We start from the raw sequence: 11,536 nt of genomic DNA on the forward strand, positions 1-11,536 counted from the left end.
GCGAATGGATGCGGCTGGCCGCCACGGTGGCGGTCGTCGTGCCGTCGGTCGTGCTCGGTCCGTCGGCTTCCGCCACAAGCCGAATCGCTTACCACGAAACGGCTGGGGGCGGCTGGCCAACACCTCTCCGGCGCCTTGGGCACCAGCCACCTTGTTCGTCCCATGCCGCCTACGACCATGTCTCCGATCGGTTGACTCCCGACGGCGGGACGGTACCGGTACGGGCGGTCTCGACGTCGTCCACGCGACCGGGCGGTCGTCAAGCATTCGGCAGCAGTTCTTTGGCCAGCCGCTCGCAGCGCAGGTAGTTGGCGGCGAGGTGGAAGTCGAACGCGTGCACGACGTCGTGGTCGTCTGTGTCCACGCCGGTGAATCGTCGGGAGAGCCCGCCTGGCGGTAGGGCGATCAGGTCGCCGGGGTCGGCCAGGTTGACCCATCGCGCCACGCCTGGGGGCCGCGCGCCGCGCTCGTCGGCGGGGCGCGGGTCCAGTCGCGGAAAGACGACGTGGGGCATCGCCAAGGGGGAGCCCAGCGTGATCAGCAGGTCCACGGGCTCGTCGGGGCACGCCCACAACGCTTCGTACGCGACCACCGAGCCGAGCGAGTGCGCGATCACGGTCCGGGGCTTCCGGTCGCGGATCAGGTTGACGACGCGGTCGCGAGCCGCCGTCCGCGCGGAGTCGGCCGGTCCGAGATAGGTCGAAACCTCGCGGAAGAACGTGGAGACGAATAGTTCGAGCAGGCGGGGCGCGACGCGCTTTCGTTCCGCGACCCAGGCGAGAGCTTGCCGCATGGGCCACGTCCCCCATCCCTGGCTGACCGCCTCGGGAACGCCGACTGACGTCAGCCACACCCGAAGCATCGTCTCGGCTTCCGGGGACAGGGCGTCGAGGCTGTCGCCTTGCCCCTGCCGTCCCGGCTGCCGGAGGAGGTCGGCGTAGTAGGCGACGTCGAGGCGGCTCGGATCCGGCACGTTCATGCTGAGGTTGTGGTGCCAGGTGGCGGACAGTTGCCTGGACGCCGCCTCCGGGGTTTCGCCCGGCCGGTAGTTGCCCACTCCGTGGACTCCGACGATGCCGTTCACGCGCGTCCTCCTGGGGAGCGTTCCAAGATCATGACGTCGGACTCCGTGGCCACGACGAGGCCGCCGTCCGGGGCGACGGCGAGCGCGGTCACGGCCGCCGGCATCTGCAGCGTCTCCCTGCAGGTCCCGCTGGGCAGGTCCCACAGGCGGATGGTGTGGTCGAGCCCTCCGCTGAAGACTGTGGGCCGCCCGTCGACGGTCGTGCACGCGACCGCCGCTATCGCCGTGGTGTGGCCGAGCAGCGGGTCGCCGATGGGGGAGCCGTCGGCGAGGTCCCACACCCGCAGCGCGTCGTCGTCGCCACCGGTCACCGCGATGGGGTCGCCGTTGAGGGTGGTGCACGCGACCGAGTAGACGCGGTCCCGGTGCGCTCTCATGGGCGGGTAGCGCAGGGTGCCGTCGGCGAGGTCCCACACGCGGACCCCGTGGTCGTTGGCCACGGTGATGACGTGGAGCCGCTGTTCGATCTCCGTGACGGCGACAGCTCGCCCCCAGCGGTGGCTGACCACCGGGGGGACGGGTGGCGTGCCCAGGGGGTTCCAGAGTCGGACGGCCTCGTCGCCGCAGGTGATCGCCAGGACCGAATCGCCGCGTCGGGCCGCCGCTATGGCGTTGATCCAGCCGCAGCGCGCCGGGAAGGTGTCCACCAGGTGGCCGGAGTCGGCGTCCCAGAGCCGGAGGTGCCCGTCTGCGCCGCCGGCGAACACGAGGTTGCGACCGTCGACGCGGGCGGCTTCGACCGCTGACAGGTGCCCGGCGTGCCCCGCCAGTGGCTGTCCGACGGGTGTGCCGTCCAGGGTTCGCAGCCGCACCACTGTCCCGGTGGTGCCTGCGGCGACCACCACGGTGCCGGTGTCGGAGTCGGCGCAGGTCGCGGCGGTGACTCGGCCGGGACCTCCGAACGGGAACGCGGTGGACCACCGTGGGCGCCATCCGCCGGGCGCGGGTCCGGTGGCGATGCGCTGTCCGAGTTCGGGTTTGCCCATCCGGGCCGCTTCGAGGGCAAGCGTCCAGCGCCGGCTTTCCACGTCGTAGGTGTGTCTGGAGGACCACAGGTGGGCGGCTCGCCGGTACACCTCGGCGCTGGTGCGGGCGTCGTCCGAGGATGCACGGTGCAGCTCGGAGAGTAGGGTCGCGCGGTCTGCGTGCAGGAGGAACTCGACGTCGGTGAGGAGTTCGTCGACACGGCCGACCTCGGTGGCGTGGTGGATCGCGTGGCGCAGGAGGTAGGGCGGTGCCGAGGACCACCTGCCCCAAGCCCCTCCGCGCACGGCTGCGAGCAGGCGGTCGAACACGACGGTCGCCGAGGCCGGCACGGCGGAGGTGTCGACGGTGGCGGCGTGCGCTCGCACACCGGTGGGGGAGCGGCGCAGGTGGTCCGCGAGGCTTTGGTGCAGCAGCCGGTAGAGGGTCGTCCCGTCGCGTTCGACGGTGGTGCGGAGGTAGAAGCGGCCGGCGTTGACCAGCGCGTCGACGTCGTCGCCGTGCGCCGTGGCGGAGAACCCGGCCGCGACGAGGCCCACCACGTCGGCGGGCATGCCCTCGCCCTTGGCGTGGGCCAGTGCGGCGAGGGTGGCCCGCAGGCGTTCGCGGTCGGGTCGCACGCCGAGTTCGAGTTCGAGCACCGCGGGCAGGCTGCGGGGTACGGTCGCGCCGAGCAGTGCGGCGGCCTTCGGTTCGGTGACGGGGACGACGCTGTCGAGGTAGGCGACGAACATCCCGGCGACCAGGAAAGCGCCCCATTCGGGTGGGCGTGCCGGGGTTCGCCCCAACCGCGCGGCCCAGTAGCTGCGCGCCGCGTTCTCGCGGCGGCCTTCCACGACCAGGCGGTCGGCGATGGTGGTGGCCAGTGCCTGGCGCACCGGGCGTTGGGCCGCCGACGCGTAGCCGGGCATGTCCGCCAACCTGGCCACGAGGTACTGCCTGAGGTCGGAGCGCAGCTCGTCGGCGTTGACCTTGTCGAGGTCGAGCAGTTCGCCGGAGCGGGCGGCCAGGTCGCGGAGCCTGGCGAATTCGGGCAGTGGCCGCACGCCGACGAGCAGGCGGCACACCGGGGCGCCGTTGGCGTGGGTTTCCAGGGTCAGCGGCAGCAGCAGGTCGTCGACCACCCGTTTGGGGTCCAGCGCCTCGTCGACCGCGTCGACGACGATGACCGGGGTTTCGGGCAGGCCGGCAAGGTGCCGGGCCAGCGTGGTCGCGGGGGCGTCGCCGGCGGGTTCGGGCAGGCCGAGTTGCCGGGCGATCGAGGCGACCAGCTCTTCGACGCGCCGTTGGCGGGCGTGGACGGCTCCGAGGAGGTCGTTGCGCGAGGGGCAGCAGGAGGCGTGCAACCGGGCGCGGACCTGGGGGACGACGGTGGCCAGGACAGGGTGCGCGGCGCACACGAGGGCGCCGAGCAGGGCCGACTTCCCGGTGCCGGGGCTGCCGGTGACCACGCGGAGCCCGGAGGTCGGGACTTCGCCGTCCATCCACCGGGCGAGTCGGCGCAGTTGGCGGCGCCGACCGGCGAAGTGGGACCCTACGCGGCCGAGGAAGTGTTCGGCGTCCATGACGTCGTCGAGTTCGTCCAGGAAGGACCGCAGTGGCGGCTCGATCGCCTGGCGGGCCTTGAGTTGCTGGTCGTCCACGTAGTTCGGGTTGCGGAAGAACGGGAGGTCCGGGACCTTCCGGGACGGGTCGATGGGCGTGGCGTGCACGCGTTGCGGGATACCCGGCGCCGCCTCGACCCGCTCGGCGATGCGGCGGGCCAGGGTTTGGAAGGAGACGTACTCGACGGAGGGGTCGGTGCCCAACCCGTCGTGCGTGAGCTGTTCGAGCACAGAGGCGACGGCGTCGCTGAACCGCCCGTCGAAGGCGTCCTCGTCCGGGCCCGCGCCGGCGATGACCCAGGCTCGGGAGTCGTGTCCCGCGCGGGCGGTCAGCCACGGCAGTCGGGCCGCGCGCCCGGCGCGGCACAGGTCGAGCAGGAACAGTGTGGGCGCTCGGCGCTCCTGTGCCGCGCTGATCCACTCGCTGACGTTGGTGCCCAGGCTGGTGGTGCCGCAGGCGGGGACGACGTCCAGGCGGGTGTCGTCGTCGCCGGTCTTGCCGTGGGACACGGTGTGCACGACCAGGCAGGTGCCCGCTTCCCCGAGGTCGCGCGTCACGGCGTCGACGAGCGCCGGTCGTTGCGGGTCGCGCAGGGAGTGGACTTCGTAGTCCAATTTCCGGAAGGCCGCGTCGAGGCGTGGGACGACTGTCTCGACGAAGCTCAACGGCGGCCACGACGTGCTGTCCAAGGCGGGCTCTTCCCCGGCCGCCACTCGTCCCGTGAACTCACCGATCCCCAGGACGAGCGCTTTCCTGTGTTCCAACTCTCCCCTTAGCCGCTGCTGCTCAACGTGGCGCGGATGGCCGCGGCCACTGAAGGCGGCAACCCGACGAGTCTAACCCGTGCTCCGAAGACGAAAGTGTGGACGTGTGTTTGGGCACGTTGTCCGCAAAAATAGGTGTAGCGAACTATCGCGGCTCTCTCATCGGGCCGCGCGCCCTGCGGCAACCACTTCGGGTGAGGAGAATGCTTCGACCGGGCGATTCGCTCCGGTGTTGTCGGAGCTCGCGTGAAGGGCAGTTCATGGCCCTCGACGGTCGTGCGCGAGGGGTTGGGCGCGATGAGTCGCCGGGTCGGTCGTCCGGGTGTGGCGCACGGCGTGACCGGCCCACGGCGTCGACGGCGAGGTGGTGCGGCGGGTGGACGAGGTCACGTGGGCCTTGGGCGACTTGTCGCGCACGTTGGAGCGCGGGGAGCGGCTGCCGGAGATCCGCAGACCGGGCACCTGCGCGCCGTGCTGGTGCCCGAGCGGTGATCGAGCAGTCCGAAGGGATCGTCATGGCGGCGCGGTTCATCAGCGGCATTGTGGATGGCGAGTGATCGGCGCGAAGCCCACCCAGGTGAATACGCATTCCGCTCACCGCACGTTTGCGGCGAGCACGGTGGCGTGCGGCGGTGGTGATACCGGTGGTCGGCGGTCCGGATGTCACTCTTTGGGTGGGTGCTCTGCTCGACGACTTCCGTTGGAGGTCATCTGGAATAATGTGCTACGCCATGGACAGATCGCCTCTTCCCGTGGATCCCGCCACCCCCGAGGCCGTCCGCGCTTTACGCGCCGCGATCACCGCGACCTTGGGTGATCTCGACTCGGGGTCGCTCGACCTGCACACCCCGGGGTCGCTCAGGTCCGTGCTCCACAGTTTCCTCACCGTTGTGTGGCCGGTGCGCGACGTCCTGCAGGCGAGTGCGAGCGCCGACCGGAACGGGCAGTTGGCGTTGGTGTGGGGGTTGGTGCGCAACGCCTTCACCCACGGCATCGACGGCGACGCGCTCGCCACGCGGGAGGCCCTTGTCGCCGCGCAGGTGGCGTTGGACCTGGTGCCGGAGCGCCTCGCCCCCTCGCCGCCGTCCGGGCCTGGTTGAGCAGCACGCGTCCCCTGTCCACCAGCCGTCGTTGCCACGTGGACACGCCGGATTCCCCTGTGCGCCAACGGTGTTGACAAGCCTGCGTGGACTCCTGGACTGTGCGGCACGGCGATCGGCTGCGAACCTCCCGCACGATCGCGCAGGACGACTGTCGTGATTTCGGACCGGGTCCGCGGCGGAGTGATCCGACGACTGCTCACCTGTACTGGGACCGTCTGTGGCGCACCCGTGGTGGAAGGGACGCCTGGTCCCTGCCGCACCCGTGGGTGGTGCAAGCCGTTGACGGCCTGCTCGACCGTGGGGTGCGTGACGTGCTCGACCTCGGCTGCGGGCTGGGCCGGCACGCGCTGCTGCTGGCCGCGGAGGGGTTCGCGGTCCACGAACTCGACCGCAGCGGCGCCGCGGTCGAGTTCGTCCGAGCCGAGGCGGCGGACCGGTGCCTGCCCTTCACCGCCGCCGTCGCGGACATCGCGTCCCCGCACTGCCCGGCCGGCGGCTTCGACCTCGTGCTCGCCTTCTCCGCAGCACATTGTGGTGACGATCACATCCCCGGACGCGCCTTGGCCGAGGTGCGCCGGGTGCTGCGGCCGGGCGGGCTGTACCTGTCCACGATGCTGTCGAAACGCAACGCGCACTACGGAAAGGGCGTCGAGGTCGCGGCGAACACCTTCGTCCAGCCCGGGGCGAGTGACGAGAGGAGCCACCCACGCCTCTACCTCGACGCGGCGGACCTCGTGCGGCTGCACCGCGGTTTCCGGCTGCTCAACGCCTTCGACGCCGAACTGGACGGGGTCGGTTCGCGCCACTGGCACTGGGTGTTCGAAGTGGACCGGCAGGCGAGTCGACCTGGAGCGTGCAAGACGTCGAGAGCTGGCTCGAGTGAGCAGGAGTGGCTTCTGGGCCTCTCCAGTGCGACGACCGTAGGACACATAAGTCCATTGTGGACGTCGTTGATCCCTTGGTGTCCGGCCACCGTCGTGTGGAACTTCGGCCCGATGGTGTGAGGCGGGGTGGTTGATCGATCCTCCTCGCGTGAAGGCGATGCCGAGGTCGGGGGATCGTGCGTACCGGATGCGGTGGTGTGGGCCCCGAAGTGCGTCCGCGCGTGCCAGGCTGAGGCCCGTCGACCTGTCGGATGCGCGCCCGAGTGGCGTGTCCACCGCGGCGGCGTTCTGCTGAGCGGGTACGGGTTGCCCGACGTGCTGTCGGTGCCCGTCACGTACCGATCGAAAGGCTCAACCCCCATGGCACGACAACCATGTGATCAATCGGGTCGTCAGCTCGTCGGCGCGGTGCGCGGCGGGTGTTCCGGCGCGTTCGGGACGCTGTACCGGCAGCACCGGGAGGCGGCCTATCGGCTCGCGCGGCAGTTGGTCCGGAGCGCGGCCGACGCCGACGACCTGGTCTCCGCGACCTTCATGAAGGTCCTGGTCGTGCTTCGGCGGGGTGGTGGGCCGGATCTTGACGGCTGCTTCCGGTCCTACCTGTTGACGGTGCTGCGCCACACCGCCTACGACAAGTGTCGGGAGGGCAGGGCCGTGGTGCTCACGGACGACGTCGCGACCGTCGCCCCGCAGGCGACGGCGGTGCCCTTCCAGGACACCGTCGTGGACCGGCTGGAACAGTCGTTCGCGGTGAAGGCGTTCTCCCGGCTGCCCGTCGGGTGGAGAACGGTGTTGCGGTACACGGAGATCGACGGGCGCACGCCCGCGGACCTGGCTACTGTGCTCGGACTGACCGCCAACGGCGTGGCTGCGTTGAGCTACCGCGCCCGTGAAGGGCTGAGACGGGCTTATGTGCAGCAACACGTCGGTGTGGTCGACGGCGCGTGCAAGTCCATTGTGGATCGATTCGGTTCCTGGCTTCGCGGTGCTGTCGGCGACGCGCACGACGACGTCGTGCGCGCACACCTCGGCCGGTGCCGGCGTTGTCGCGAACTGGCCGACGAGGTGGCCGACGTCGCCGGTCGCCTCGCGCGGTCCGTCCCCCGCGTTCGCTGATCCGACATGGTGGTGTGAGGCGGTCACAAGATCGCGTGGACGGACTCGACGACCGTCCATATGGGACTGTGCGCATCTCGTGTTGGTGGCCGATTCCACTCGTAGAGGAATAGAGGTGTCGTGAGTCGCACCCTCGTGCACCTCGTCGGGTCGCTGCCCACCTCGCTGCGCGACGACCCGGCCACGGCGATGCGGTGGTTCCTGCGCCACTGCGGCGAGGTGAAGCCGACCGCACTGCCCCACGACCGCGACTCCCCGCTGGATCATCGACTGGCTGGACCACCTCGCGACCGTGCCTGCCGTGCACCAGGTCCGCGCCGGGGCCGACACCGGCTACGACGACATACCGACCTACCGCGTCCGCCCCGGCCACCACCTCACACCGGCCGACGTCGCGCTTGGAGGAGTTGGTCCTACGGCTCGACGCCGAAACCATGCTGGGTGCCGACCGGTTCGACTGCGGCGGTCGACACCCGGTCAGCTAGGCCCGGCTGGCCGTGTTGTGCCGGTCGCTGTGCAGGGCCCGCGAGGACGCCAGAGACGAACCGGGCGCCGGCGACTTCGGCACTTGCCATTCGTGCCCGTGTCAAACGGTAGGCCTTCGTCACGACGCTCACGACGCAACCCGAGCGGTGGATGTGCGCGCGTCCTCGTTCACCCGCCCGCCGGGTGCCGGGGAACCTCGGACGCGCTTGAACCGGCGCTGTGCAGTCCGGTGGTGCCCGCCGGGTCGGAGACGTCCAACGCGGCTCGGACCAGGGTGCCAACGTCGAAGTCGTCGGACAGCGGCCACAGCGCCCTCTCGCGGTCCCGGCCGTCGATCGCGAGTCCGTGCGGCGCCAGTCGCTGGTCGACCGCCGCCCGATAGGCGCTCTCGACAGTGACGGGATCGAGGCCCGGGCGGTAAGCGGCGTGAACGGCGTCGAGTTCGTGCAGCGACTCCACGCCGCAGAGGCCGGCGACCGCGCCCACGATCACGAACGAGGTGTCGCTCACGGCGGAATCGTCCGGCCGGCCGGCTCACCCGCACCGGCGCCCACGTGCCTGGACCCACCGGGGGCGAGGCCCGGCACCAGGTGTGCCGGGCCTCGCCTTGGTGTCACCCCGCAGCGCTCCCCCTATGCCGTCACGGGTGACTGGCCTGGGGTCGTCAGCACGACCCCCGCCTGAGGGAGCTGATGACGTTCTGCATGTTGTACTGGCGGGTGTTGCCCCGCCAGTTGCCCACCGCCCAAGGGTTGGGGGACGTGCCGCCGTTCAGGTCCGCGTAGTTGATGTCGGGGTAGGTGCACCACACCTCGCCGGTCCGGTTCCACACCGACCACACGTGGTCGTTCAGGCCGAATTCGCGCAGGTCCGGTGCGCCGACCCGACCGTAGAAGTCGGGCTTGCCGTCGCTGCCCCGGTCGGCGCCGTCCTCGTAGTACCACGCGCAGAAATACCCGTCCGGGCAATCCCACCAGGCTTCCGCGCCTGGCCCTGTGTTCGCCGGCGTGGCGGATGCCGTGCCGACGGTCATCACCGCGAGCATGAGCATTGCTGCCACGGTCGAGAAAAGTCGTTTCACGATCCTCCCCTTTCGCTCATACGTCCTGCCGTGACGACTCTAGGAGCGGTTCGGCGTTGGGGAAGCCCTGCGGTTTTGACTATGGCCAAATGACGACGAATACCCAGTTCAGGGCCCTGCTCCGGAGCGCTGGCCGGCCAAATCAGGGTCTTGCGGAGCCGGTGCAGAACCAGTGCGCGCCGGGAAGCGAGGAACTGTCCGAGCTGCTGTCACCGGCGCGGAAGTTGCCGACCTCGTTCTTCGCCGAGTCGTAGAACCGGCCGGTGACCGGCAGGTTGTTGTCGTAAGAGAACACGGCGTCCTGCAATTGGTAGTCGGCCAGTCGCCAGCACGCGTTCTGCCGTTGGGTGCGGAAATTCATGTCGTCGAAGCCGGTGTTGCGGTACAGGCACAGCCAGGTCGCTTCACACGGCTCGGCGATCGTAGTCGGTGCCCGGGGCTCCGGGCGTGGCCACAGCACGACCGCGGCGACCACGAGCAGTCCGGCCGCGACCGCCGAACCCAGCACCCACCACAGCCACCGCCTGGTGCGCGGTGGCGCCTGGGCGGGTTCCACCGGTGGCGGTTGGTCCGGGACGGCGGCGGAGGCCTGCTCCCAGCGCCGCCGCCACCGCGCGTACACCTCCCGCTCGTCCTGGCCCAGCACGCCCACCGCGAGCGATCGGACGAATTCCCAGGTCGTGTCCCACGAGGGCAGTTGGGTGCCACGGGCCGCCGCCGACAACGCCGACGTCGAGGCCAGTGCGCCGTGGTCGTCGCGCATCGCGGCGTAGGACGGGTCTCCCGCCTGCTGCTTGAGCTCCCACAGGTGGCGGGCGAAGACGGCGACCGGCCCGTCACCCTCGGGTGCCCTGGCCACCCGTCCTCTTCGTCCGGTCCGCTTCGGCTCCTCACCCATGGTCCCCCCATGTCACTGTGCGTCACCGGCAGTATGGCAACCCGGAGTCCGATGGGGATTTCCCCCGATCGGTGGTGATGTGCGCGTGAGCGGACTCTCCCGGCGGGCCGCGAGGTCGTCGGCCATGTCCGGTGCGGTGGTGGGTACCCGACGCCGACAGTCCCGGTCGGACCGGGCCGGAGAGGAGCCGTTTCGTGGGTGGGAGTGCCCTGGCCTACGCCGGTGTCGGGGTCGCGACGCTGCTGGCCGCGTTGTTGCCGCGGGTGCTGGGCAGGTTGCCGGTGTCGATGCCGATGGTGTTCCTGGCGGCGGGCGCGGTCACGTTCGCGGTCGTGGGGTCGTTGCCCGATCCGGACCCGGTCCGGCACGGCGTGGCCACGCTGCACCTGACGGAGCTGTGCGTGATCGTGTCGTTGATGGGTGCGGGCCTGGCGCTCAACCGGCCGGTGGGGGTGCGGCGGTGGTCGACGACGTGGCGGTTGTTGGCCGTGACGATGCCGTTGTCGGTGGTGGCGGTCGGGGTGCTGGGGTGGGGGGTGTTGGGCTGGGGTGCGGCGTCGGCGTTGTTGCTGGCGGCGGTGGTCGCGCCGACCGACCCGGTGTTGGCGAGCGAGGTCCAGGTGGCCGAGCCCGCGGAGGACCCGGACGATCCGGGTTCGACCGAGGACGAGGCGCGGTTCGCGTTGACGTCCGAGGCGGGGCTCAACGACGGGTTGGCGTTCCCGTTCACCTATGCCGCCATCGCGATCAGCGTGGTGGGGGCGGCGCCGGGGGAGTGGGTGCCGCACTGGCTGGCCGTGGACGTGCTGTGGCGGTTGGGGTGCGGTCTGCTGGTGGGGCTGCTGACCGGGTGGGCGTTGCGGGCGTTGTTCTTCTCCGCGCCGTCGGAGAAGTTCCGGCTGGCCGAGCATGCGGAGGGGTTCGTCGCGTTGGCCTGCACGTTCCTGGCCTATGGCTTGACCGAGTTGGCCGAGGGGTACGGGTTCATCGCGGTGTTCGTGTGCGCGTGCACGATCCGGGCGGGTGAGCGGTCCCACGGGTACCACCGGGTTCTGCACCAGTACGTCGAGCAGCTCGAACGCATGCTGACTGTGTTGATCATCTTCTTGTTGGGCGGGGCGGTGGTCACGGGCCTGCTGGTCGGCACGGGGTGGCGGGAGGTGCTGGTGGCCGCGGTGGTGCTGCTGGTGGTGCGTCCGATGACCGGGCTGGTCGGGTTGGCGCGCGGCGGGACCGGTCCGCGGGAGCGGCTGGTCATCTCGTTCTTCGGCGTGCGCGGGATCGGGTCGCTGTTCTACGTGGCCTACGCGCTGGACGCCGGTGACTTCGCCGACGCCCAGGCGATCTGGCGGGTCGTCGCGTTGGTGGTGGTCGGGTCGATCCTGTTGCACGGGGTCACCGCGACCCCGGCCATCAGGCTGCTGGACCGGACACGGGTGCGCGCGGCCCGCGCCCGGCACGGCGACGAAGGCCAAGCACCGCGGACTCCGGTGTGAGCAGTCGCCTCCGGTCCACCGGTTTGCGATTCGGG

The 11,536-nt window shown here is 70.7% G+C and carries 9 protein-coding genes; 4 read left to right on the plus strand and 5 right to left on the minus strand.

Annotated elements, in window-relative coordinates; genetic code table 11:
- Positions 1 to 259: 259 nt before the first annotated feature.
- Positions 260 to 1,084, minus strand: a complete 825-nt coding sequence (locus AB0A74_RS01480) for a serine peptidase (RefSeq protein WP_358246923.1) — start codon at positions 1,082 to 1,084, stop codon at positions 260 to 262.
- A complete protein-coding gene (locus AB0A74_RS01485) occupies positions 1,081 to 4,362 on the minus strand; it encodes an AAA family ATPase (RefSeq protein ID WP_358246924.1) in 3,282 nt (1,093 codons plus the stop codon). The genes AB0A74_RS01480 and AB0A74_RS01485 overlap by 4 nt, the downstream gene beginning before the upstream one ends.
- An 806-nt stretch (positions 4,363 to 5,168) precedes the next feature.
- Between AB0A74_RS01485 and AB0A74_RS01490 the strand changes: the two genes are divergently transcribed.
- The 3 genes from AB0A74_RS01490 to AB0A74_RS01500 all read left to right on the plus strand — a co-directional run bounded on the left by AB0A74_RS01490 (position 5,169) and on the right by AB0A74_RS01500 (position 7,540).
- Entirely contained in the window at positions 5,169 to 5,537 is a 369-nt protein-coding gene (locus AB0A74_RS01490) for a hypothetical protein (protein WP_358246925.1), read from the plus strand.
- A 272-nt stretch (positions 5,538 to 5,809) separates the two neighbouring features.
- Entirely contained in the window at positions 5,810 to 6,544 is a 735-nt protein-coding gene (locus tag AB0A74_RS01495; RefSeq protein ID WP_358246926.1) for a class I SAM-dependent methyltransferase, read from the plus strand.
- A gap of 240 nt (positions 6,545 to 6,784) precedes the next feature.
- Positions 6,785 to 7,540 (plus strand): sigma-70 family RNA polymerase sigma factor, encoded by a 756-nt coding sequence (locus AB0A74_RS01500; protein WP_358246927.1) that lies wholly within the window; start codon positions 6,785 to 6,787, stop codon positions 7,538 to 7,540.
- A 654-nt stretch (positions 7,541 to 8,194) separates the two neighbouring features.
- Here the strand turns inward: AB0A74_RS01500 and AB0A74_RS01505 are convergent.
- From AB0A74_RS01505 to AB0A74_RS01515, 3 genes are all read right to left on the minus strand, one after another.
- Positions 8,195 to 8,536, minus strand: coding sequence for a hypothetical protein (locus AB0A74_RS01505; protein ID WP_358246928.1), 342 nt, complete (start codon positions 8,534 to 8,536; stop codon positions 8,195 to 8,197).
- A gap of 154 nt (positions 8,537 to 8,690) precedes the next feature.
- On the minus strand, positions 8,691 to 9,107 hold the full coding sequence (locus AB0A74_RS01510) for a peptidase inhibitor family I36 protein (RefSeq protein WP_358246929.1): 417 nt from the start codon (positions 9,105 to 9,107) through the stop codon (positions 8,691 to 8,693).
- A gap of 142 nt (positions 9,108 to 9,249) precedes the next feature.
- Positions 9,250 to 10,005 (minus strand): peptidase inhibitor family I36 protein, encoded by a 756-nt coding sequence (locus AB0A74_RS01515; protein ID WP_358246930.1) that lies wholly within the window; start codon positions 10,003 to 10,005, stop codon positions 9,250 to 9,252.
- Positions 10,006 to 10,199: 194 nt separating this feature from the next.
- On the opposite strand from AB0A74_RS01515, the gene AB0A74_RS01520 reads away from it, so the two are divergent.
- Positions 10,200 to 11,501, plus strand: coding sequence for a cation:proton antiporter (locus tag AB0A74_RS01520; RefSeq protein WP_358246931.1), 1,302 nt, complete (start codon positions 10,200 to 10,202; stop codon positions 11,499 to 11,501).
- Positions 11,502 to 11,536: the final 35 nt, after the last annotated feature.

It is taken from the genome of Saccharothrix sp. NPDC042600, from assembly GCF_040647305.1.
GTDB classification, from domain to species: domain Bacteria; phylum Actinomycetota; class Actinomycetes; order Mycobacteriales; family Pseudonocardiaceae; genus Actinosynnema; species Actinosynnema mutabilis.

Excerpts from the sequence above, each read along its gene's own strand:
- AB0A74_RS01490 (WP_358246925.1), top strand. The coding sequence starts at position 5,169 with ATGGACAGATCGCCTCTTCCCGTGGATCCCGCCACCCCCGAGGCCGTC.
- AB0A74_RS01500 (WP_358246927.1), top strand. The coding sequence starts at position 6,785 with ATGGCACGACAACCATGTGATCAATCGGGTCGTCAGCTCGTCGGCGCG.
- AB0A74_RS01515 (WP_358246930.1), bottom strand. The coding sequence starts at position 10,005 with ATGGGTGAGGAGCCGAAGCGGACCGGACGAAGAGGACGGGTGGCCAGG.